Below are 22,592 nucleotides of genomic sequence, written 5' to 3'. Positions count from 1 at the left end.
GACCCGCCTGCTACCATCGCGCACATTTCCAGGTACGAATCGCCCATGCCGCTCGATATCGTCGTCGTGATGGACCCGATCGGGTCGATCAAGATCGCCAAAGACTCCACGTTCGCGATGCTGCTGGAAGCGCAGCGGCGTGGCCACCGACTGCACTATGTGCGCCCCGGTGCGCTGAGTTTGCGCGACGGCGACGCCCTGGCCACGGTCGCCCCGCTGAGCGTGCGCGAGGACCCCAAGGGCTGGTACGAACTGGGGCCGTGGTCACAACTCGTACTGGGCCGCGGCCATGTGCTGCTGATGCGCAAGGACCCGCCGGTCGACGCCAACTACCTGCACGACACCCAGATCCTGAGCGTGGCCCAGAACGCCGGCGCCCTGGTCGTGAACGACCCCCAGGGCCTGCGCGACTACAACGAGAAGCTGGCCGCCCTGCTGTTCCCGCAGTGCTGCCCGCCGACCGTGGTCAGCCGCGACCCGGCCGTGCTCAAGGCCTTCGTGCAGGAGCACGGCGAAGCGGTGCTCAAGCCGCTGGACGGCATGGGCGGGCGCTCGATCTTCCGCGCCCGCGCGGGCGAGGCCAATCTCAACGTGATCCTGGAGACCCTGACCGGCGACCACGGCCTGGCCCTGGCCCAGCGCTATCTGCCGGAGATCGCCCAGGGCGATAAGCGCATCCTGCTGGTCGACGGCGTGGCGGTGGACTACTGCCTGGCGCGGATCCCGCAGGGCGACGAGTTCCGCGGCAATCTGGCCGCCGGCGGCCGCGGCGAAGGCCGCCCGCTGAGCGAGCGCGACCGCTGGATCGCCGCCCAGGTCGGGCCGGAGCTGCAACGCCGCGGCATGCTGTTCGTGGGCCTGGACGTGATCGGCGACTACCTGACCGAGGTCAACGTGACCAGCCCGACCTGCATCCGCGAGCTCGATGCCCAGTTCGGCCTGAACATCGCAGGCAGCCTGTTCGACGCCATCGAAGCCCGGGCGGCGCAGGCGGCATGAGCGCGACGGCGGCCCCTGCCCCCGGCGGTGCCGGCCTGGATGGCGAAGGCCGTTTCAGCGCGACCATGGTGCTGTCCCTGCTGATCCACGGCGTGTTCGTGCTCGGCGTGGGCTATGCCCTGGAGCAGGCCGCGCCGGTGATGCCGACCCTGGACGTGATCCTGACCCAGACCTCGACCGCGCTCACGCCCAAGCAGGCCGATTTCATGGCCCAGGCCAACAACCAGGGCGGCGGCGAGCACGACAAGAGCAGCCGCCCGCGCGAGAACCAGTCCGGTCCGGCCCCGCAGCCCGAGCCCGGGGTGGCCGCGCGCGCCCTGCAGGCGCAGTCGCCGGCGCCGGCCCCGCCGCCGCAGGCGCGGGTGATCAGCTCCGCGCGCGGCGAATTCGTGGCCGCGCGCGCCCAGGCCACCACCCCGCCCAGCGAACGACCGCTGCCGGTGGGCCCGGAAAAAATCGACCGCGACATCCGCATGGCGCGCCTGGCGGCCGAGATCCATCTGCGCTCGGAGCGCTACGCCAAGCGTCCCAAGCGCAAATTCGTGTCCGCCAGCACCCAGGAATACGCCTGGGCCGGCTATCTGCGCGGCTGGGTCGACCGGGTCGAGCGGGTCGGCAACCTCAACTACCCCGACGAAGCGCGCCGGCGTCGCCTGCAGGGCCAGGTCGTGATCAGCGTGGCGGTGCGCCGCAACGGCAGCGTCGAGCGCGCCGACATCGTCCAGTCCAGCGGCATCCCGCTGCTGGACGCCTCGGCGCTGCGCATCGCCCGCCTGGCCGAGCCCTACCCGCCGCTGCCGCACACCGACGAAGACCCCGACATCCTGCATGTGACCCGGACCTGGCAGTTCCTGCCGGACGGGGCGCTGGTGGACGAGTGAGCCAGCGATCGCCGCAAGCGCCGGCCCAGCAGGCGCCAGCGCTCGGCCTACCTCACAGCGACTTCCAGACCGGCCCTTCGCCGCTGCGCCAGTACACGCCCAGCGCCTTGGCGTACAGCGATTTCGCCGGCACCAGACCGAAGTAGCGACCGTCCTGGCTGTTGCCGCGGTGGTCGCCCATCACCAGCACCTGACCCGGCGGAATGATCGCGTCGAGGACGTCGGGCCCGCCGCCGGCATCCAGATTCAGCAGCGCGCGATGCGCGCCGAACCGTTCGACCAGCGGCTCGCTCGCCGAGGCCATCGGCGCGCCGTCGATCGCCAGATGCCCGTCGATCACGCTGACCCGGTCGCCGCCGATCGCGACCACACGCTTGATCAGACGGGTGCCGTCGGTCGGCGACTTGAACACCACCACATCGCCGCGTTGCGGCTCGCCGCGCGCCAGCAGGGTGGTCTCGGTGAACGGAATTCTCAGGCCGTAGGCCGACATATCGACCGCGACCCGATCGCCCGGCATCAGGGTGTGCTCCATCGAGCCGCTGGGCACCACGTAGTGATTGGCGAACGAGGTGCGCGCCACGGTCAGCAGCACCAGCATCAGCAATAGGGACCGGCCTTCGCCGCGCATCCAGCCGCGCAGGCCGGAGGCTTGCTCATTCTTCGCCATCTCGCTTCTCCTTAAGGGCGAAGCTAGTGACCGGCGCGGAATCGTCGGAGTTCCCGTGCGCCTAGGCCGGAGGTCAGGGCGACCGATGGGTGGGTAGGCGACTGGAACACCGGCAGAGCGCGCTCAAGCGCCGCGCAGTTGCTTCAGCAGATGACGGCTCAAAATCTCGCACGGATCCAAGGCGATCAGACGTTCGATCAGCGCCCGATCGCATTCGCCCGGGCGTTTGATCCAGTGCCAGTACAGGCCATTGCGATAGTGCTCGGCGCCGGGAATTCCATCGCCGGTATCGTCTTGCGCGGCGCCGCCATCTTCGAGGAAAAGCTGCAGCTGCGCTTGGAAAAACTCGTCGGGATACAGGTCCAGATCCAGCCACTGGCGAGGCAGCCGGATGAGCGCGGCAAACTCGGACTTATCCATCGTTCTTGCGACGACCGCGATCAACGGCTCGCGCGCAGCGCGCGCTGCTGCTCGATCGTCAACGCAACGTTGTTGCGCAGATAGGCGGGCTCAACGCGTTCCGGCGCCAGCGCTTCGCCGCGCGCGTAGGCGGCGACCGCGAGCCGCGCCACGTCGGCGGCGGTCGGCAGGGCGCTGGCGTCGATCGCCAAGAAGCGCGTGCCGAGATGCCGCGCCAGCGCACCGTCGGCAGCGCCGAAGCCGGTGCCCACGCCCAGCCAACCGTCGCGGTCGTCGGGCAGTGCGGCGGCTTCGGGCGCGAGCACGGCCTCGGCGTCCAGCGCGAACGCGTCGCCGTCGCGCAGTTCGAAGGCGCCGGTGTAGACCTCGCCCATGCGCGCGTCGATGCAGGCCAGGACGCGCTGGGGCTCGCCGATGCTCGCGTCGGCAAGCGGAGCGCGAATCATGTCGATCGCGCACGGCGCGGTGCGGGCGCCCAGGGCCAGGGCCGCGAGGGTCGACACCGCCACGATCGGGCGGTCCAACGCCAACGCGATGCCCTGCCCGATCGCGATCGCCAGGCGCACGCCGGTGAACGCGCCCGGGCCGCGGCCCAGCGCGATCGCGTCCAGCTGCGACTTGCGGATCCCGGCTTCGGCCAGCAGTTGCTCGGCCCAGGGCAGGGACAGTTCGGCGTGACGGCGCGGCGCCAGCTCGTGGCGCTGACGCAGTTCGCCGTCGATCCACAGCGCGACCGAACAGGCTTCGGTCGCGGTTTCGAAGGCGAGCAATTTCATGCGGCGTGGCTCATGCGGATCTCAGGCCGGCGGCGCGGTCGAGGCGTCGTCGGGCGCGGGCTGCCACAACTCGATCAGCGCACCTTCCGGATCGACCACGTAGCCGAACTTGCCCTGCTCGCTTTCCTCGTAACGGTCCAGCACCTGGCAGCCCTCGGCGCGCAACGCGGCCAGGGTGCCGGCGAGGTCGTCGACGCGGTAGTTCAGCATGTAGGGCTTGTCGCTGGGCTGGAAGTACTGAGTGTCGGCCTTGAACGGCGACCACACCGTGCAGGCGCTCTCGCCGGTGTCGGCGCGGTTCCAGAACATCAGCGCGCCGCCCCAGTCCTGGGCGTCGATGCCGAGGTGGCGCGCGTACCACTGCGACAGCGCGGCCGGGTCCTGGGCCTTGAAGAACACGCCGCCCAGCCCGTGCACGCGCGGCTTGCGGCCTTGATCGGTGTCAGTCATGGTCCTGCTCCTGGCTGGGGTCCGGTCCGGATTCTAGCGATTCGTCGCGCGCCGCATCGGCGCCCGGGGCGAAGAACGCGGCCACATCGGCGATCTCGCGGGTGCGCGGCAACGGCGGCAGCGACTCCATGAACACCCGGCCGTAGCTCTTGGACTGCAGGCGCGGGTCGCACAGCACCAGTACGCCGCGGTCGGTCTCGGTGCGGATCAGGCGGCCGGCGCCCTGCTTGAGCGCGATCACCGCCTGCGGCAGCTGCTCGTCGCGGAAGGGGTTGCCGCCGCTGCGCCGGATCGCGTCCAGGCGCGCTTCGAACACCGGGTCGTCGGGCGCGGCGAACGGCAGCTTGTCGATCACCACCACGCTCAGCGCCTCGCCGGCCACGTCCACGCCTTCGCGGAAACTGGCCGCGCCCAGCAGCACGCCGTTGCCGGAGGCGCGGAAGCGCTCCAGCAGCACCGGCCGCGGCGCCTCGCCCTGCACGAACAGCGGCCAGGGCCCGCCGCGCAGCAGCTCGGCGGCCTCGCGCAGGGCGCGGTGCGAGGCGAACAGCACGAAGGCGCGGCCACCAGAGGCTTCCAGCACCGGCCGCAGCTTGTCGACCAGGCTTTCGTTGTAGTGGCGCACCATCGGATCGGGCAGCCCGCGCGGCAGGTAGCACAGCGCCTGGCGCTCCCAATCGAAGGGGCTGGGCGCCAACAGGGTCTGCGGTTCGACCAGGCCGAGCTTGTGCGCGTAATGCTGGAACTGGCCGCCGACCGCGAGCGTGGCCGAGGTGAACACCCAGGACGCGCGCGAGCGCTCGCGGTGCTCGGCCAGCGGACCGGCCACGTCCAGCGGCGTGCGGCTGAGACGGAAGCCGCGCGCGGTGAGCTCGTACCACAGCACGCTGGCATCGGCCTGCGGCGGCGTCGGCTCCTCGCCGAAACCTTCGTCGTCCACGCTCGTCGGTAGCGGCATGCGCACTTCGAAGTCGTCGCCGTCCTCGTCGACGATGTCGTCGGCCTCGCCATGGCGGCGCGGTTCGCCGCGCCAGCGGCGCAGGCGCGATTCGAATTCCTTGGCGCGCGCGTGGCAGCCGTCGAAGCCGGGCGCGGCCTCGCGCAACGGCGCCAGCGCGGTCTGAATCTGCTGCAGCGACGCGGCCAGCACGTCGAAGGCGTACTCGACCGCGGGCAGCTCGGCGGCGCGCTTGCGGGTCGCGCGCACCGGCAATTCGTCCATCGCCGCGCGCAGCGCGCGCACGGCCTGTTCCAGGTCGCGCGCCGGCCCCTGCATGACCGCCAGCGAGCCCGGCGAATGCTTGCACTCGGCCAGGGCGTCGCGCGCCAGCTCGACCAGCGGGCGCGCGCTCAGCGCCTCGCCGAAGAACTGCGCGGCCAGGTCGGGCAGCTGATGCGCCTCGTCGACCACGAAGGCCTGCGCGCCCGGCAGGATTTCGCCGAAGCCCTCCTGCTTCAGGGCCAGGTCGGCCAGCAACAGATGATGGTTGACCACCACCACGTCGGCGGCCTGGGCGCGCTGGCGCGCCTGCACCACGAAGCAGTCGCCGAACATCGGGCACTCGCTGCCCAGGCAGTTTTCCGCGGTCGAGGTGACCATCGGCAGCAGCGGCGAATCCTCGGGCAGGGCCTCGAGTTCGGCCAGATCGCCCATGCGCGTGCGCCCGGCCCAGGACACGATGCGCTGGAACTGCACGGCCAGCTCACGGCTGCCGAAGCGCGGCTCGCCCTGGGCCTGCTTCAGGCGGTAGAGGCACAGGTAGTTCGCGCGGCCCTTGAGCAAGGCGGTCTTGAGGCCGACGCCGAGCGCGTCGCGCACGCGCGGCAGGTCGCGGTGATAGAGCTGATCCTGGAGCGCACGGGTGCCGGTGGAGACGATGGTCTTGAGGCCCGACAACAGCGCCGGCACCAGGTAGGCATAGGTCTTGCCGGTGCCGGTGCCGGCCTCGGCCAACAGGGTGCCGCGCGATTCGAACGCGTCGGCGATCGCCGCCGACAGCTCCTGCTGGGCCGGGCGCGGCGCGAACGCGGCGATGCTGCGCGCGAGGTCGCCGCCTTCGCTCAACGCGGCGCGGCTGGCGACGCCGAGGCGGCCAGGTTCCATTACGCCCACCCCCTCGCCTTCAATACCGCGGCGGCGCGGAAACGGTGCAGGCGTCGGCCTGCGCGCGCGCGGCGGCGACGTCACGGCCGGCCTGGGAGATGCGCGCCAGCACGGCGTCGAACTCCTCCTTGTAGACCGGCGTGGTCTTCAACACGTCCAGACGCGACTGGCGCACCGCCGCGATCGTGCTCCAATGCCGGCGGCACAGCGGGCCGACCTTGGAACCGCCGTCGTAGGCCTGCTTGGCGTAGCGCTCGGCGTCGTCGAGCTTGCGCAGCAGCAGCGCCGCTTCGGCGCGCTCCTGCAACAGGGCCGGGTCGCTGGCGTTGATCGCCAGCGCCTGGTCCAGCGCGGCGGCGGATTCGGCGTACTTGCGCTGCTTCTCCAGCGCGCTCGCGCTCTGGCGCAGGTCCTCGACGCGATTATCGCGCAGGGGCTGCACGTCGAGCTCGCGCGCGGCCACGGCCGACTTGCGGATCGCGGCGACCGCGGCTTCGGCGTCGTAGGGCGGTTGCGGCGGCGCCTGCGGGGCCGTGCTGCAGGCCGCGCACGCGGCGCTCAGGACCCACAGCACGCTGGAACGGAACCTCATACCCACTTCACTGCTCCTGCTGCTCCGGCGCCGGCTCGGCCGGCGCCTCTTCGTCGTCGCGCTTGCCGATACCGAACCAGTCGCGCCAGCCGCCGCCTTCGGACTCCGGCTCGGCCTGCGGCATCGGGCACGGCGCGTAGTCGGGGGCGAAACCGGCGACGAAGGCGAAGCGGCGCGCGCTGGCGCAGCCCGGGTCGGTGGTGTTCTGGTTGACGATGAACTGCCAGTCGATGCCCTTGTCGCCGACCTGCAACGGCGCGCTGGGCAGGCGCGAGAAGATCGACGACCACACCCGCATCGCGCCGGTCGCGCCGTACAGGCCGGTTTCCTTGTTCTGGTCGTTGCCGACCCAGATCACCGCCAGATGATCGCCGGTCCAGCCGGCGAACCAGCTGTCGCGGCCGTCGTTGCTGGTGCCGGTCTTGCCGGCCGGCGACAGGCGGCCGAGGCCGTCGTTGACGAGCTGGCGGCCGGTGCCGCTGGACACCGCCTGCTGCAGCGCGATGGTGATCAGACGCGCCGCGATGGCGTCGCCTTCCTGGGCCGGTGCCGGCTCCTTGTCGTAGCGGTTGACCGCCTTGCCGTTGGCGTCCAGCACGCCGCGCACCGCGTGCAGCGGCTGGATCTCGCCGCCGGAGGCGAGGAACTGGTACAGCTGCGCCATCGCGTACGGGCTTTGATCGACCGCGCCCAGGATCAGCGAGGGATTCGGATCGGCCTCGATGCCGGCCAGGGTCTTGATCAGGCCGGCCACGCGCTCGGGCGCGACCTGCATGCCCACGCGCACCGTGGCCTGGTTGTAGGACTGCGCCAGGGCGTCGACCAGACGCACCGTGCCGTGGCTGCGGCCGTCGGAGTTGCCCGGGTTCCAGCGCTTGCCCTTGCCCAGGGTGACGGTGACCGGCGAATCGTCGACGTAGCTGGCCAGCGAGTACTTGCCCGGCTGGGCCAGCGCGAGCAGATACACGAAGGGCTTGAGCAGCGAGCCGACCGGCCGCTGCGCCTCGACCGCGCGGTTGAATCCGTGCTGGGCGACGTCGCGGCTGCCGACCACGGCCACCACTTCGCCGTTGTGCACGTCGGTGACCACCAGGCCGGCCTGCAGCGGCGGGCGGCGCTTGCTGTCCAGGCTCTTGAGCGTGCGCGCGACCGCGCCTTCGGCCTGGGCCTGGGCCGACGGCGCCATGCCGCTCATCACGCTCAAGCCGGCACCGGCCAGCGCGTCGGCCGGATAGTCGCGCGCGAGCTGGCGGCGGATCAGGTCGACATAGGCCGGGAAGCGGTTGGCGGCGGTGCTGCCCGGCGTCTTGGTGATGCCCAGCGGGGTCTTCAGCGCACGCTGGTACTCGGCGTCGTCGATCAGCTGGGTCTCGTGCATCTCGCCGAGCACGAAGTTGCGCCGGTCCAGCGCGCGCGCAGGATTGCGGCGCGGGTCGTAGTGGGACGGGCCCTTGACGATACCGATCAGCAGCGCGATCTGCTCGGTGCTCAGATCGCGCAGGTCGCGGCCGAACCAGAACTCGGCGCCGGCGGCGACGCCGTGGATCGCCTGCGAACCGCGCTGACCCAGATAGACCTGGTTGAAGTAGGCCTCCAGGATGGTGCGTTTGTCGTAGCGCGCCTCGATCAGCAGCGCGTACAGGATTTCCTTGGCCTTGCGGGTCGGGGTCTGCTCCTGGCCGATGCCGAGCAGGCCGCTGCGCGCGAGCTGCTGGGTCAGCGTGCTGGCGCCCTGACGGGTGCCGGTCGCGGTCTTGAAGGCCGCGCGGATCATGCCGGAGATGTCGATGCCGAAGTGGCTGTTGAAATCTCGGTCCTCAACCGCCTGCAGGCCGGTGACCAGCAGCTCGGGCACATCCTCGATCCGGACCAGGCGACGCTCTTCCTGCTTCTGTCCATACAAGGTGGCGATGCGGGCCGGATCCAGGCGCGCGACCTTCAGCGATTTCTTGTTGCCGGCCTCGCGCAGGCTGGCCACGCGGCCGCCCGACAGCACCACTTCGATCCGGCGCCCGGCGACCGCGCCGTCGACGTCGTTGTAGCCGCGGCTGGAGATGGTCCAGCGCCCGCCCTCGCGGGCGTAGGTGCCGGTGCGCGCGCCGGCGCCGTCGTCGCGGTAGGCCGAGGCGTCCAGCTCGGTCTTGAGCGTGGTCGCATCCAGGGTTAAGCCGGGAGTCAGTTCCAGCGGACGGGCGTAGACGCGTGTGGGGATCTGCCAGCGCAGCTGGCCGAAGCGCTGCCCGACCTCGTGATTGAGGTAGAGCGTATACGGGATCAGGAAACCCAGCCCCAGGCCGATCGCGGCCAGGGCCCAGGTCACCAGGCGCCGTTTCCACGTCGGGGCGGCGCCGTCGTGCGTGCGGGCGTCGTCGGAGCTGTCGTCTTCGTCGTAATCGATTCGGGCCACGGCATGGGACAATGACAGGGCTGCGCCCTCGTAGCCATCGAGTCTAACGCAGCCGGCCGGCGCCGCCGCGCGGCGGGCCCGGCCACCGTATCCGTATTAGGGAATCCCTTCAGCAATGGCGAGCGTTCGATGGCGATGAGTTGGACCGATCTTCGGTTTCTGTTGGACCGGGGAACGGGCCTGGCGCGACGCGGCCTGATCAGCCTGCGTACCCGCGGTCTCGCCGCCTCCTGGCAGCGCGTGCTCCGGCAGTTCCGGCGCGTGCCCGACGCCCAGCGCGCGGCCTTGTGGCTGCCGCAGGAACAGCCGTTCGCGCCATTCGCGCTGCCGACCTCGCCGCAGCCGCGCGCCAGCGTGGTGATCCCGGTCTACAACCAGTTCGCCCACACCCTGGCCTGCCTGCGCGCGCTCGCCGCGCGCCCGCCCGAGGCGGCGTTCGAAGTGATCGTGGTCGACGACGGCAGTTCCGACGCCACCGAGGCCTCGCTGCGCCAGGTCGAGGGCCTGCGCTACCACCGCCGCGCCCGTAACGGCGGCTTCATCGCCGCCTGCAACGACGGCGCGGCGATGGCGCGCGGCGAGTACGTGGTTTTCCTCAACAACGACACCATCCCGCAGCCGGGCTGGCTGGACGTGCTGCTGGCGACCTTCGACGAACAGCCGAACGTCGGCCTGGTTGGCGCCCAGCTGGTTTACCCGGACGGCCGCCTGCAGGAAGCCGGCGGCATCGTGTTCGCCGACGCCAGCGGCTGGAACTACGGCCGCTTCGACGCCCCCGACCATCCGCGCTACGCCTTCCTGCGCGACGCCGACTATTGCTCGGGCGCGGCGATCGCGCTGCCGACCGCGCTGTTCGAGCGCCTGGGCCGTTTCGACACGCGCTACGCGCCGGCCTATTACGAAGACACCGACCTGGCCTTCGCGGTGCGCGCGGCCGGGCTGCGCGTGGTCTACCAGCCCAAGTCGCGGGTGGTGCATTGCGAAGGCATCACCGCCGGCACCGACACCGGTTCGGGCGTGAAGGCCTACCAGGTGCGCAACCGCGGCGTGTTCGCGGAAAAGTGGCGCGAGACGCTCGACGCGCAATGGCCGGCGAACACGCCGGCCGAACGCGCCGCGTACGCGCGTGGGCGCCGCTGCGTGCTGATCGTGGACGCGCTGGTGCCGCAGCCGGACCGCGATTCGGGTTCGCTGCGCCTGGTCAATCTGATGCGCCTGTTGCTGGAGGAGGGCGCGCAGGTGGTGTTCCTACCGGCCAACCGCGCCAACGACGGCCGCTACACCGAAGACCTGCAGCGCATGGGCGTGGAGGTCTGGCATGCGCCGTACGCGCAGCGCGCGCCGGGCTGGCTGCGCGAACATGGCCCGCGCTTCGACACCGTCATGGTCTGCCGCCACTATGTGCTGCGCGAATTGCTGCCGCTGCTGCGCAAGTACGCACCGCAGGCGCGGCTTGTGTTCGACACCGTCGACCTGCACTACCTGCGCGAGCGCCGCGGCGCCGAGGTCGCCGGCGACCCGGCGCTGGCGCGCGCGGCGGAGGCCACGCGCAAGCTGGAGCTCGACATCATCGCGCGCTCCGACGCGACCTTCGTGGTCAGCGAGGTGGAGCGCAGTTTGTTGGCCCAGGATGCGCCGCAGGCGCGGGTCGACATCCTGTCCAACCTGCACCGCGTCGCCGGCGCCGGCCGCGCGTTCGAACAGCGCCGCGACCTGGTCTTCGTCGGCGGCTTCCGCCATCCGCCGAACGTGGACGCCGTGCGCTGGTTCGCGACCGAGGTGTTCCCGCTGATCCGCGCCGAGCTGCCGGAGCTGCGCTTCCATTGCATCGGCGCCGACGCGCCGCCGGAGATCGCCGCGCTCGCGGCCCAGCCCGGCATCGAGATCCTCGGCCACGTGCCCGACCTGGACCCGTACATGGACGGCGCGCGCATCGCGGTGGCGCCGCTGCGCTACGGCGCCGGCGTCAAGGGCAAGGTCAACCTGAGCATGGCCCACGGCCAGCCGGTGGTGGCCACGCGCTGCGCGGTCGAAGGCATGCACCTGCGCGACGGCGAAGACGCGCTGGTCGCCGACGACGCCGCCGGTTACGCGCAGGCGGTGCTGCGCCTGTACCGCGACCCGGCGCTGTGGCAGCGGCTGTCGGAGAACGGGCTGCGCAACGTCGAAACGCATTTCTCCCTCGACGCCGCGCGCGAAGTGGTGCGCAGAGTGCTTTTGAGGCAGGAGTGAGTTTGGAGGAGTGAGGAGTGAGGAGTGAGGAGTGAGGAGTGAGGAGTGAGGAGTGAGGAGTGAGGAGTGAGGAGTGAGCGACAGCGTTCTCCTCCGGGCACAGCCGCACACACGCCTCGGCCTCGCACGCACCGCCGCGTTGCGGCGATCGTGGCCAGATCGCAAGCCGATTTCTCGACGCCCTGCGACACCGCGCGAACGATGCGGTTCGCCTACGGCTCACCACATCCTACGACCGGCATGGCGCGTGCCGTTGCTCTTGCCATTGCCGTTGCCGTTGCCATTGCCGTTGCCGTTGCCGTTGCCGTTGCCGTTGCCGTTGCCGTTGCCGTTGCCGTTGCCGTTGCCGTTGCCGCAGCATTGAAGTCCAAAAGCAACGCACCCACACGACCAACCGTAGACCCGAAGGGCGGCGCGCAGGACGCGCGCCGTTTTTCGAATGGACAGGGATGTCCATTCGAAAAATCCCGGCGAAAGCCTCGAACTCGCAGGGGAGGGTTGGTCACGCTAGCCCTTCTCTTTGGTTACTTTTGACCGAAGGGAATCCAGACGGACTCTTGGGCTAGCAAGAGAAAGTGACCCGCATGCGCAGCAGGCGGAAGCCTTTGACTTCCGTGAAGAACCCGCACAAGCAACAGCAAGAGCAAATCCTCCCCAACCCTCCTTTTCAAAGGAGGGAGCTATAAGCACAGAGAAAGTGACCCGCATGCGCAGCGGGCGGAAGCCTTTGACTTCCGTGAAGAACCCGCACAAGCAACAGCAGGAGCAAATCCTCCCCAACCCTCCTTTTCGAAAGGAGGGAGTTAGGAGCAGAGAAAGCGGCCCGCATGGAGCGCCGACCGCGCTCAGTTCGCCCCAGGCGCAGCCGCGCGCACGCGCTTGGCGAAATCTTCCAGACCCGCCGCCCCCGGGTCCAAGCGGCGCGCCGCATCCAGCGCCGATTGCGCCGCGCGCAACTCGCCCGCGCCCAGACGCTCGTCGCCGACCGCGATCCAGCGCTGGGCCAGGCGTCGGCGCGCATCGCCCAGCGCCGCGCCCTCGCCTTCCAGCGCGCGGCGCGCGTCCAGGCATTCGCCGGCGCGGCTGAGGCGATTGCCGCGCAATTCATCCTCGAAACAGCGCCGCGCTGCCGGCAGCAGGCGGGCGGCGGCGGCGCGCACCTTGGGATCCTGCGGCGCGATCGCCTGCGCCGCGCGCAGCTTGTCGTAGGCGCTGTCGCCGGGCGGCGCCAGCAGTTCGCCGCGCGCTTCGGCCGCCGCGGCCTCGTCGAGCAGGCGGTGCAGACGCTGCTGGCGCTGCGCGAGCGGCAGCTCGCCGCCCAGGCGTTTGCGCGACTGGCGCGCGCGTTCCAGGTGCTGGCGCGCCTCGCTCACCGCCGCGGTCGCCGGCGCGATCGCGTCGGCCTCGCGCAGTGCGGCGGCCGCCTCGTCGAAACGGAAATCCGCGGCCAGGCGTTCGCTGCGTTGCGCGTATGCCGTCGCGACCGCGCTCAGGCCGCGCTGGGCCGCGGCGTCGTCGGGCAGCGCCGTCAGGATCTCGCGATAGCCCGTGGCAGCCTCTGGCAAACGGCCGCGGCGCAGCGCGCGCTCGGCCTCGCCGCGGCCGGCATCGGCGCGGCGCGCGAGGTCGGTCAGCGCGTCGGGCAATTCGCTGTGGCCGGCGTCGGCGGCCTGGACGCGGCGGATGCGCGCGGCGCCGGCCAGCAGGTCGCCGTGGGCCAGGGCCTGACGCGCCTGCTGCAACAGATCGGCCAAGGTATCCTCGCGGCCCTCCAGGGCTTCGACGCGCTCGGGCTGCAGCGCCAGCACGCGCTGGTACAGCGGCAGGGCGGCGCTTTCGCCGTCGTCGAGGTGGCCGGCCGCGCGCGCGCTGGCGGCCTGCGCGAGCAACTGGTCCAGGCCGGCGTCGGCGGCTTCGCGCGCGCGCAGGCGCCGCTCCAGCGCTTCGGCCTGCGCACGCGGCACCGCCAGTTCGGCGGCCAGGGTCAGGGCGGTGTGGGCCTCGGCGTAGCGGCGCTGCGCGATCGCGCGTTCGGCCTGCGCCAGCGCGGCCTGGCCGACCTGGGTCAGGCCGGCGCGCGCTTCGTCGCGGTCCGGGTCCAGGGCCAACGCGGCCTCATAGAGTTGGCGCGCGCCGCGGCCGTCGGCGGAACTCAGGCGGCCTTCGCGCAGGGCCTGGGCGGCGTCGCTGCGCAGTTGCTGCAGGCGCGAATCCGGCCACAACCGGTCCGACAGCGGCCGGCGCAACAGCACCAGCGCGAGCAGGACCAGCATCACCAACCCCGCCGCACCCCAGCCGAACCAGGGCCGCGCAGCCGGCGCCCGCTGTGGGCGTTCGCGGCGATCGAAACGCAGCTCGTTCCAAGGCCCGAATTCGGGCTCGATCCGCGCCGGCGCGGTGGCCGGCGTGCGCGCGCCGGGGGGCGGGTTGCGGTCGTTGCGGGGCGGGCGTTCTGACGTCACGGCCGAAGCATAGCCCCGTCGCGGCTGCGTCTGAGTGACGGTGGCGGCGGGCGCGGGATGGCGAGGCGCCGGACGCGCCTCAGCAGCGCTGCGCCTGCTCCACGCCGGGCAGCGAGGACAGCTTGCCCAGCAGGGTCGAGAGCTGGCCGTAGTCGGCCACGCGCAGGCGCAGACGCAGGCGCACCCGCGCGCCGCTGCGTTCGACGTCGCTGCGGATGCTGACCACATGGGCGTTGCCCTGCGCGATCAGATTGGTGACTTCCTTCAGCAGCCACTTGCGGTCCAGCGCCAGTACTTCGATGTCGGTCTCGTAGCCGCTGCCCTTGCGCCCCCATTCCACCGGCAACACGCGCTGCGGCTGGCCCGCGGCCAGGCGCTCGAACGCGGCGCAACCGGGCCGGTGCACGCTGACGCCGCGGCCGCGGGTGAGGTAGCCGACGATGGGCTCTCCCGGCAGCGGCTGGCAGCAGCGCGCCAGCTGCACCAGCAGGTTGCCGACGCCTTCGACGGTGAAGTCGGTGCTCTTGCTGGGGCGCCGGCGCGGGGCCGGCGCCAGGGTGGTGGTGCCGGTCGCCGGCGCTGGCGCAGCCGCCGCGCGCTCGTGTTCGTGCAGGGCGCGTCCGACCTGATGCGGGCCCAGATCGCCCAGCGCGACCTGCACATAGAGTTCGGCGTCGTTGCCGAGGTTGAAGCGTTCGCGCGCGGGCGCCAGATCGGCACCGAGCAGGCCGAGCCGGCGCAGTTCCTTGTCCAGCAGCTCGCGTCCGGCCTGTTCGTTGCGCGCGCGGTCGAGCTTGTGGAACCAGGCCCGGACCTTGTCGCGCGAGCGTCCGCTGGCGAGGAAGCCGTTGGCCGCGACCAGCCAGTCGCGGCGCGGTTCGCCGGTCTTGGCGGTCAGGATCTCGACCCGGTCGCCGCTGCGCAGCTTGTGGTCCAGCGGCACGATACGGCCGTCGACCTTGGCGCCGCGGCAGCGGTGCCCAACCTCGGTATGGACGTGATAGGCGAAATCCAGCGGCGTCGCCCCGGTCGGCAGGTCGATCACCTCGCCCTTGGGGGTGAGCACGTAGACCCGGTCCTCGACCAGCTCGGTGTCGAGCTCGCCGGCCAGGGTCGCGTCGCCGCCGTCGCGGCCGCCCTCGCCATGGGCGTCGAGCAGCTTGCGCATCCAGGCGATCTTGCGGTCGAAGGAGGCGTCGGCGGCCTGGCTGCCGACCTCCTTGTACTTCCAATGCGCGGCCACGCCGAGTTCGGCCTGGCGGTGCATGTCGTGGGTGCGGATCTGTACTTCCAGGGTCTTGCCTTCCGGCCCGACCACGGCGGTGTGCAGCGAGCGGTAGTCGTTGCGCTTGGGCCGGGCGATGTAGTCGTCGAACTCGCTGGGGATCGGCGCCCACTGGGCGTGGACCACGCCCAGCGCGGTGTAGCAGGCGGCCAGGTCTTCGACCATGACCCGTACCGCGCGCAGATCGTAGAGCTCGCCGATCGGCACGTCCTTGCGCTGCATCTTCTTCCAGATGCTGTAGATGTGCTTGGGCCGGCCGGCGACCTCCGCGCCCTGCAGGCCGGCCGCGGCCAAGGCCCCGCGCAAGGTGCGTTTGACCTGTTCGATGTAGCGCTCGCGGTCGCCGCGCTTCTCGTCGAGCAGGCGCGCGATCTTCTGGTAGGTCTGCGGTTCCAGATAGCGGAACGCCAGGTCCTCCAACTCCCATTTCAGTTGCCAGATGCCGAGCCGGTTGGCCAGCGGGGCGTGGATGTCGCGAGTCAGCGCGGCCAGTTCGCGGCGCGCATCCGGCGCCAGGGCGTCGGCGTTGCGCATGCGCGCGAGCTGGCGCGCGAGCAGGATCGGCACCACCCGCAGGTCGCGCACGATCGCCAGCAACAGCCGGCGCAGGCCTTCGTGACCGGAGCGCCCGCCGTGCTCGGCGTGCAGGGTCCAGACCTGGGCGGCGGCGCGCTGGCCGTCGAGCAGGGCCGCCACCGCCGGGAACTGCTTGTCCAGCGCCGTGCCCAGCGCCGCCGCCAGCCCGGGATAGGCGTGCAGCAGCGCGGCCGCGACGGTGTCGCCGTCGGCGCCGAGCAGGCCCAGCGCGTCCAGGGTGGCCGCAACCACCGGCGGTGCGTCCAGCGCATCGCGCGCGGCGGCCGGGTCCAGCGCGGCCTGGTCCAGGCGCTGCCGCAGCGGGCCGGCGATCGTCGCCGCCGAGGCGTGCGCAAGCGCGGTCTGGACCGGAGCGGGGGCGGAAGGCGATGCGTTCATCGCGGATTGCGTATCGGGATCGAAGCGGTTTGGGGGAGCGTCTACACTAGCCGCCAACCGACCCGAGGAACAGCACATGCTCCGCACCCGTCCGCTGATCGTCGCCACCCTGCTCGCGCTGGCACCGCTTGCGGCTTTCGCCCAATCACTGCCGCCGATCCAACAGGAGATGACGCCCGAGCAGTTCAAGGCCGCGGGCCTGGACAAGCTCAGCGCGGAAGAGCTGGGCCGCCTCAACGACTGGCTCAACCGCAAGATCGGCGACGAGAGCGCCAAGGCCGCCAAGAGCGCCAAGGAAGTGATCGAAACCGAGCACCGCGGTTTCTTCAACTTCGGCGGTTCCAGCGACCCGATCGCCTCGCGCATCAGCGGCGAGTTCCGCGGTTTCGGCCGCGGCCGTCAGTACACGCTCGACAACGGCCAGGTCTGGCAACAGTCCGACGACGCCTCGCTGGCCGGCGTGAAGCTCAGCAATCCGGAAGTGAAGATCAATCCGGGCCTGATCGGCAACGTCTGGTATCTGTCGGTGCAGGGTTACAACGCCCGCGCCAAGGTCCAGCGCATCAAGTGACGCAATGGCCCGTGCGCGCAGCGCACGGCTTTGCCATTGCGTCACCCCCGCGTAGGCGGGGGTCCAGAGCGCCAACGCGCTCCCGTGCGCGCAGCGCACGGCTTTGCCATTGCGTCACCCCCGCGTAGGCGGGGGTCCAGAGCGCCAACGCACTCCCGTGCGCACAGCGCGCGGCTTTGCCATTGCGTCACCCCCGCGTAGGCGGGGGTCCAGAGCGCCAACGCACTCCCGTGCGCGCAGCGCATGGCCTTGCCATTGCTGCCACCCCCGCGCAGACGGGTGTGAGCGGATGCGCCTGCGTGCCACTGGCTCGCGCAGCCGCGAACGCCCGAGCGCTATGCGCTCGGGCCGGTGCGGAATAACGAATCGCGTCGTACCAATGGCGCCGACGCCAGGGTCGCTCTTTACAGCCCGAGCGCATGGCTCGCGAGCCCCCACCCCGCCTTCGCGGAGATGACGAGCGAACGGCAACGCTGACGACGACGCCCGCAGTCTCGGCTGCGCGGCCGCTGGCCACCCTCGCCCGTGTCAAGAAACTGTCACGCCACCGCAATAGTGTGGGCGGCCTGAGCGCCGCCCGCCATCGCCGCATACCGGCTGGCGGCCCGCCCGAATCCGACTCCGCCGTCGCCAGGCCCGAATCCATGCTTCGTCTCCCCCGCACCGCCCTGCTGCTCTTGCTCGCTCTGCTGCCCGCTCTGGCCGGCGCGCAGACCGCCTACCGCGAGGTCGAACGCCGCCTCAGCCCCGAACAATTGCGCGAGACCGGCCTGGACGCGCTGACCCCGGCGCAGCTGGCCCTGCTCAACCGTCTGCTGCGCGAGGATGCCGAACGCGAGGCCGCGGCCGCGCCGCCGGCAGCCACGCCGGCATACGCAAGCGCGACGCCCGGCCGCGACGACGCCGGCCTGCTGGAAGGTGCCGCCGACGGTCCGATCCGCAGCCGCTTGGTCGGCACGGTGTCCGAATGGGCGCCGGGCACGGTGTTCGCGCTGGAGAACGGCCAGCAGTGGCGCGTGCTCAAGGGCGCGCTGAAGCTGGCAAAACCGATGCAGGCTCCGGAGATCGTGGTGGTGCCTGGTGTGAGTGGGCGCTGGTTCCTGCAGGTAGACGAGGATCTGCCAAAGGCGCGGGTGCAGCGGATCAAGTGAGGTTTCGGCCCACGCGCGCAGCGCGTGGCTTTGCCGAAACGTCACCCCTGCGGAGGCAGCGGTCCAGAGCGCCGACACATTCTCAACAGCGCTCAGCGCGGCCGGCGCGTGCCCAGGACTTTCGCTTGGTGCGGGCCAAGTCGCATGCCCCTCATGACGCCGAAGTCGCTGGATCCCCGCCTACGCGGGGATGACGAGCAAAAGCGAAAGCAGAAGATTCGGCGAACAGCGAACAGCGAACAGCGAATAGCGAAAACGGCTGATCGCCGCGCCCTAATTCCGCAACTGCGCCAACCGGTTCGCCAGCTTCTTAGGCGACACCCCGCCGCGCACGCCCAGCTCTTGCGCGAACAGCGACACCCGCAGTTCCTCCAGGTCCCAGCGCAGCGCCTGCCAGCCCGTCGATCCGGCCGTGCCGGCGGCGTTCGCGGCCGCCAGGGCGTCGGCGAAAGGCTTGAGCTCCAGCATCCGCGCCTGGTCGCGCACCGGGTCGCGCAGGGCACGCTCGCCGCGCAACGCCAGGGCCTTGAGGTAGCGCGGGTATTCGCGCAGCGCCTCGGCCGGCACCTCGCGCAGGAAGCCCGGCGGGGTCAGCGTCGCCAGTTGCTTGCGCATGTCGTCGAGATTGCCGCTGGCCCAACCCATCAGCGGCGACTCCAGCTTGGCGCGCGCCTCGGCGACCGCGCCCAGGATGACTTCGGCCTGACGCAGGCGCTCCATCGCTTCCGGGAACAGCTTGCGCGCGGCCGTCTCGCGGCGCGCTTCGAACGCGGCCGCATCGCGCACCTGCTGCAATTCGTCGTCGTCGCCCAGCAGCGAGCGCAACGCGCCGCCGGCCAGGTCGTCGCGCAGGCGGTCGCTGTCGCGCGGGCCGTCGGCGCGCGGCGCGGCCGATTCGATCGCCGCGTACAGCAGACCGGTCTTGGGCGATACCGGCAGTTGCTTGCGCGCCTGCTTGAGCTTGTCGGCCAAAGCGATCGCCAGCAATCGGCGTACGCCGTCCGGATGCGCGCGCAGCGCGGCCTCGCGCTCGGCATGCACGCGCAGGGAAACGCTGTCGCCGTCGTCGTGCAGGGCCGGGAACGCGGGCACGCCGGCCGCGCCCGGCACCGACACCGGAATCGGCTGCTCCGGGAACGCGACCAGACCGCGCTGACCCAAGCCGTCGGCGGCGCGTGCCGCGAATGCGCGCGCGGCGCGCTCGCCGAAGCGCGCGCGCAGTTCGTCCAGATCGCGCGACTCGGCCAGCACCAGCGGTTCGCTCTTGCGGCCGCCACCCTGGTCGTCGCCGCTATCGAGCAGACGCAGGTTCATGCGCAGATGCGCCTCGATCGCGCTCGGATCGAAGTCGGTGGCCGCTACCTCGGTGCCGGTCAGCTTGCGCAGGAAGCGCGCGAGCGCGCCGGCCAGATCGTCGGCCTCGGGCTGGGTGTGCGCTTGCTGGAAGGCCTTGGCGAAATCCGGCGCCGGCACGAAATTGCGGCGCAGGGTCTTGGGCAAGGACTTGATCAGCGCTGCCGCCTTGTCGGCGACGAAGCCCGGCGCCAGCCAGGACAGTTGGGCCGGGTCCAGCGCGTTGAGCAGATGCAGCGGCACCGCCAGGGTCATGCCGTCGTCGGGCGCGCCCGGCTCGAAGCGATAACGCACCGCCAGACGCGCGTTGCCGAGCTGCAGATAAGGCGGAAACCGCGCGGCCTCGCTCTCGCCGCCGACTATCAGGTCCGCATTGGACCATTCCAGCGCCGCCTTCTCGGCCGCGGGCAGCTTGGCGTACCAGGCGTCCAGGGCCTGCGCGTTGTGGATCTGCGCGGGCAAGCGGTCCAGGTACCACTGCGCCATCCATTCCTCGTCGACCACCAGGCCGGCGCGACGCTGCTTGGCCTCTTCGTCCAGCGCCTTCGCAAGCGTGGCCAGGTTGCGCTGCAGGAAGGCGGCGCGGGTGTTGATCTCGCCGGTGACCAGGGCATCGCGGGCGAAGATCGCGCGGCTCTCCTCCGGGAACAGCGCGCCGTAGTGCACCGGCCGCTTCGGCGCCAGCACCAGGCCGAACAGGCTGATCTGCTCGCTGCCGACCACCCGCCCCTGCGAACGCGCCCAGCGCGGGTCGTGATAACGGCGCGCAAGCAGGTGCGGCAGCTCCTGGATCGCCCAATCCGGCTCGATCCCGGCGTTGGTCATCGACCACACCCGCTCGGTGTCCAGCAGGGTCGCGGCCAGCACCCACGGCGGCGGCTTCTTGGCCAGCGGCGACCCCGGGAACAGTTGGAACTTGCGACCGCGCGGGCCGTCGTAAAAGCCCTTGTCTCCGCGCTGGCCGATCTGGCTGGGCAGGCCGGCCAGCAGCGCGCGGTGCAAGGTGGCGTAGGCGGAGGCGTCGTAGCCGCCGGCGGCGTCTTCGTCGGGCTTGCGCGCCTGCCCTCCCTGACGATGACCCTGGCGCTGTAACGGCAGCTGCGCGGCGTCGCGGCTGCGTTCGCTCGCGACCGCACGAGCCGATGGCTCTTGAGCGCGGTCGCTCGCCCAGCCCAGTTCCTCGCACAACAACTTGAGCTGGCGATGCAGCTCGCGCCATTCGCGCATGCGCAGGAAACCCAGGAAGTGCTTTTCGCACCAGCTACGCAGCTTGGACTGGGTCAGCTCCTCGTGCGCGTTCTGGTAGGCGTCCCACAGTTTGAGGATGCCGATGAACTCCGAACGCGGGTCGGCGAACTCGGCGTGCGCGGCGTCGGCCGCGCCGCGCTGATCGGCCGGGCGCTCGCGCGGGTCCTGGATGCCGAGAAAGGCAGCGATCGCGATCATCTCGCGCAGGCAGCCGTGGGCCTGCGCGGCCACCAGCATGCGCGCCAGTTTCACGTCCACCGGCAGGCGCGCCATGCTGCGGCCGACCGCGGTCAGGCGGCGCTGCTCGTCGACCGCGCCCAACTCGGTCAGCTGCTGCCAGCCGTCGGCGATCGCGCGGCTGTCGGGCGGCTCCAGGAACGGGAAGTCCTCGATGATGCGCGCCGCGCCGCCGGCTTCGGCATCGCCCGCGCGCTTGCCCGCGCGGCCGTCGATGCTGCCCAGACCCAGCGAGAGCATGCGCAGGATCACCCCGGCCAGGGCGGCGCGGCGGATTTCCGGATCGGTGTAGCGCGGCCGCGATTCGAAATCGGCCTCGCTGTAGAGCCGGTAGCAGGTGCCCTCGCTGATGCGGCCACAGCGGCCCTTGCGCTGGTCGGCGCTGGCTTGCGACACCGGCTCGATATGCAGGCGGTCGAGCTTGCCGCGCGGGCTGTAGCGCTTTACCCGCGCCAAGCCGGGGTCGACCACGTAACGGATGCGCGGCACCGTCAGCGAGGTCTCGGCGACGTTGGTGGCCAGCACGATGCGGCGCTTGGGGCCGGGGTTGAACACCCGGTCCTGATCGCGCACCGACAGCCGCGCATACAGCGGCAGCACTTCGGTTTCGCGGTACTTGCGCCGTTCCAGGGCCTGGTGGGCGTCGCGGATCTCGCGTTCGCCGGACAGGAAGATCAGCACGTCGCCGCGCGGATCCTCGCGGGTGATCTCGTCGCAGGCGGCGACGATGCCGTCGTTGACTGAAAGGCCGGGAGTCGGGAATCGGGAATCGGGAGTCGTAGCAGCGGCTTCGCGACGGCTCGGTTTTTCGGTTCCCGATTCCCGATTCCCCATTCCCGTATCGTCCAAAGGACGATACCGCACCGTCACCGGATAGCCGCGGCCCTCCACGCTGACCACGGGCGCATTGTCGAAATGGGCGGCGAAGCGCTCGGTATCGATGGTCGCCGAGGTCACGATCAGCTTGAGGTCGGGCCGCTTCTTCAGCAGCTGCTTGAGATAGCCGAGCAGGAAGTCGATGTTGAGGCTGCGTTCGTGGGCCTCGTCGATCAGGATGGTGTCGTAGGCCGACAGCCAGCGGTCGGACTGGATCTCCGCCAGCAGGATGCCGTCGGTCATGAATTTGATCGCGGTGCGCTCGCCGACGTTCTCGTTGAAGCGCACCTGGTAGCCGACCGCGCCGCCGACCGGGGTGTTCAGCTCCTCGGCCACGCGCCGCGCCACCGCGCGCGCGGCGATCCGGCGCGGCTGGGTGCAGCCGATCATGCCGGCCGCGCCGCGCCCGGCCGCCAGGCACAGCTTGGGCAGCTGGGTGGTCTTGCCCGAACCGGTCTCGCCGGCGATCACCACCACCGGATGCGCGCGGATCAAGGCCACGATCCGCTCGGCCTCGGCCGCGATCGGCAGCGAGGCCTCCACCGGCGCGCTGGGCAGGGCGGCGGCGCGCGCCTCGCGCTGCGCCACCGACACCGCCAGGGCCTGCGCGAACGCCTCGCGCGCGGCCGCATCGGCGGGCTTGCCGTTCCAACGCGACCACAGCCCGTGCAGGCGGCCGCGATCGCGGCTCATCGCGCCGTCGATGGCGCGCCGGGCCTGGCGTAACGCGGCGCTAGCGTTCGTGGCGCTAGCATCGTCGGCAGGTGATTGTTTGGAGGACTCGTTCTTCATCGATAGATCGTCTGCATCGCAGCGCTAGGCACAAACCATTTCACATCGGCGGCGACAGCGCCTATTGTCGTCGCAATGCCGTAAAAACCCTATCCGGCGCCGTTCGCCACC

At 71.1% G+C, this 22,592-nt stretch carries 15 protein-coding genes; 5 read left to right on the top strand and 10 right to left on the bottom strand.

What is annotated here, in order from left to right; translation table 11 throughout:
- Window positions 1-45: 45 nt before the first annotated feature.
- Window positions 46-999 carry a glutathione synthase gene (gene gshB, locus ASE35_RS18880; RefSeq protein ID WP_057160765.1) on the top strand — a complete coding sequence of 318 codons (954 nt, stop codon included), beginning with the start codon at window positions 46-48 and terminating at the stop codon, window positions 997-999.
- Window positions 996-1,880 (top strand): energy transducer TonB, encoded by an 885-nt coding sequence (locus ASE35_RS18875; protein ID WP_057164780.1) that lies wholly within the window; start codon window positions 996-998, stop codon window positions 1,878-1,880. The genes gshB and ASE35_RS18875 overlap by 4 nt, the downstream gene beginning before the upstream one ends.
- 52 nt (window positions 1,881-1,932) lie before the next feature.
- On the opposite strand, the gene lepB is transcribed toward ASE35_RS18875, so the two are convergent.
- The 7 genes from lepB to mrcB all read right to left on the bottom strand — a co-directional run bounded on the left by lepB (window position 1,933) and on the right by mrcB (window position 9,290).
- Window positions 1,933-2,550 (bottom strand): signal peptidase I, encoded by a 618-nt coding sequence (gene lepB, locus ASE35_RS18870; protein ID WP_057164779.1) that lies wholly within the window; start codon window positions 2,548-2,550, stop codon window positions 1,933-1,935.
- A gap of 123 nt (window positions 2,551-2,673) precedes the next feature.
- Window positions 2,674-2,970 carry a hypothetical protein gene (locus tag ASE35_RS18865; RefSeq protein WP_057160768.1) on the bottom strand — a complete coding sequence of 99 codons (297 nt, stop codon included), beginning with the start codon at window positions 2,968-2,970 and terminating at the stop codon, window positions 2,674-2,676.
- Between the two features lie 20 nt (window positions 2,971-2,990).
- On the bottom strand, window positions 2,991-3,746 hold the full coding sequence (gene tsaB, locus ASE35_RS18860) for a tRNA (adenosine(37)-N6)-threonylcarbamoyltransferase complex dimerization subunit type 1 TsaB (protein ID WP_057164778.1): 756 nt from the start codon (window positions 3,744-3,746) through the stop codon (window positions 2,991-2,993).
- Window positions 3,747-3,767: 21 nt separating this feature from the next.
- Window positions 3,768-4,196, bottom strand: a complete 429-nt coding sequence (locus ASE35_RS18855; RefSeq protein ID WP_056182290.1) for a VOC family protein — start codon at window positions 4,194-4,196, stop codon at window positions 3,768-3,770.
- Complete coding sequence (locus tag ASE35_RS18850) at window positions 4,189-6,300, bottom strand: ATP-dependent DNA helicase (protein ID WP_057164777.1); 2,112 nt, start codon at window positions 6,298-6,300, stop codon at window positions 4,189-4,191. Before ASE35_RS18850 ends, ASE35_RS18855 begins: the two co-directional genes overlap by 8 nt.
- A 19-nt stretch (window positions 6,301-6,319) precedes the next feature.
- A complete protein-coding gene (locus tag ASE35_RS18845) occupies window positions 6,320-6,892 on the bottom strand; it encodes a hypothetical protein (RefSeq protein WP_200944034.1) in 573 nt (190 codons plus the stop codon).
- Between the two features lie 7 nt (window positions 6,893-6,899).
- Complete coding sequence (mrcB, locus tag ASE35_RS18840) at window positions 6,900-9,290, bottom strand: penicillin-binding protein 1B (protein ID WP_157489581.1); 2,391 nt, start codon at window positions 9,288-9,290, stop codon at window positions 6,900-6,902.
- Between the two features lie 138 nt (window positions 9,291-9,428).
- Here mrcB and ASE35_RS18835 point away from each other — a divergent pair, with 138 nt between their 5' ends.
- Entirely contained in the window at window positions 9,429-11,531 is a 2,103-nt protein-coding gene (locus ASE35_RS18835; RefSeq protein WP_057164775.1) for a glycosyltransferase, read from the top strand.
- 845 nt (window positions 11,532-12,376) lie between these two features.
- Here the strand turns inward: ASE35_RS18835 and ASE35_RS18830 are convergent.
- A complete protein-coding gene (locus tag ASE35_RS18830; protein WP_057164853.1) occupies window positions 12,377-13,804 on the bottom strand; it encodes a hypothetical protein in 1,428 nt (475 codons plus the stop codon).
- A gap of 268 nt (window positions 13,805-14,072) precedes the next feature.
- Window positions 14,073-16,253, bottom strand: a complete 2,181-nt coding sequence (locus tag ASE35_RS18825; RefSeq protein ID WP_057160775.1) for a bifunctional (p)ppGpp synthetase/guanosine-3',5'-bis(diphosphate) 3'-pyrophosphohydrolase — start codon at window positions 16,251-16,253, stop codon at window positions 14,073-14,075.
- Window positions 16,254-16,329: 76 nt separating this feature from the next.
- Here ASE35_RS18825 and ASE35_RS18820 point away from each other — a divergent pair, with 76 nt between their 5' ends.
- Window positions 16,330-16,824, top strand: coding sequence for a hypothetical protein (locus tag ASE35_RS18820; RefSeq protein WP_056182307.1), 495 nt, complete (start codon window positions 16,330-16,332; stop codon window positions 16,822-16,824).
- 644 nt (window positions 16,825-17,468) lie between these two features.
- A complete protein-coding gene (locus ASE35_RS18815) occupies window positions 17,469-17,975 on the top strand; it encodes a hypothetical protein (RefSeq protein ID WP_057164774.1) in 507 nt (168 codons plus the stop codon).
- 273 nt (window positions 17,976-18,248) lie between these two features.
- Here the strand turns inward: ASE35_RS18815 and hrpA are convergent, their stop codons facing one another.
- On the bottom strand, window positions 18,249-22,481 hold the full coding sequence (hrpA, locus tag ASE35_RS18810) for an ATP-dependent RNA helicase HrpA (RefSeq protein WP_057164773.1): 4,233 nt from the start codon (window positions 22,479-22,481) through the stop codon (window positions 18,249-18,251).
- Window positions 22,482-22,592 lie beyond the last annotated feature (111 nt).

This window comes from Lysobacter sp. Root916, from assembly GCF_001429785.1.
Taxonomy (GTDB): domain Bacteria; phylum Pseudomonadota; class Gammaproteobacteria; order Xanthomonadales; family Xanthomonadaceae; genus Lysobacter.
This window is presented reverse-complemented; position numbering and strand designations above follow the sequence as displayed.

Excerpts from the sequence above, each read along its gene's own strand:
- gshB (WP_057160765.1), top strand. The coding sequence starts at position 46 with ATGCCGCTCGATATCGTCGTCGTGATGGACCCGATCGGGTCGATCAAG.
- ASE35_RS18875 (WP_057164780.1), top strand. The coding sequence starts at position 996 with ATGAGCGCGACGGCGGCCCCTGCCCCCGGCGGTGCCGGCCTGGATGGC.
- lepB (WP_057164779.1), bottom strand. The coding sequence starts at position 2,550 with ATGGCGAAGAATGAGCAAGCCTCCGGCCTGCGCGGCTGGATGCGCGGC.
- ASE35_RS18865 (WP_057160768.1), bottom strand. The coding sequence starts at position 2,970 with ATGGATAAGTCCGAGTTTGCCGCGCTCATCCGGCTGCCTCGCCAGTGG.
- tsaB (WP_057164778.1), bottom strand. The coding sequence starts at position 3,746 with ATGAAATTGCTCGCCTTCGAAACCGCGACCGAAGCCTGTTCGGTCGCG.
- ASE35_RS18855 (WP_056182290.1), bottom strand. The coding sequence starts at position 4,196 with ATGACTGACACCGATCAAGGCCGCAAGCCGCGCGTGCACGGGCTGGGC.
- ASE35_RS18850 (WP_057164777.1), bottom strand. The coding sequence starts at position 6,300 with ATGGAACCTGGCCGCCTCGGCGTCGCCAGCCGCGCCGCGTTGAGCGAA.
- ASE35_RS18845 (WP_200944034.1), bottom strand. The coding sequence starts at position 6,892 with ATGAGGTTCCGTTCCAGCGTGCTGTGGGTCCTGAGCGCCGCGTGCGCG.
- ASE35_RS18835 (WP_057164775.1), top strand. The coding sequence starts at position 9,429 with ATGGCGATGAGTTGGACCGATCTTCGGTTTCTGTTGGACCGGGGAACG.
- ASE35_RS18830 (WP_057164853.1), bottom strand. The coding sequence starts at position 13,804 with ATGCTGGTCCTGCTCGCGCTGGTGCTGTTGCGCCGGCCGCTGTCGGAC.
- ASE35_RS18825 (WP_057160775.1), bottom strand. The coding sequence starts at position 16,253 with ATGAACGCATCGCCTTCCGCCCCCGCTCCGGTCCAGACCGCGCTTGCG.
- ASE35_RS18820 (WP_056182307.1), top strand. The coding sequence starts at position 16,330 with ATGCTCCGCACCCGTCCGCTGATCGTCGCCACCCTGCTCGCGCTGGCA.
- ASE35_RS18815 (WP_057164774.1), top strand. The coding sequence starts at position 17,469 with ATGCTTCGTCTCCCCCGCACCGCCCTGCTGCTCTTGCTCGCTCTGCTG.
- hrpA (WP_057164773.1), bottom strand. The coding sequence starts at position 22,481 with ATGAAGAACGAGTCCTCCAAACAATCACCTGCCGACGATGCTAGCGCC.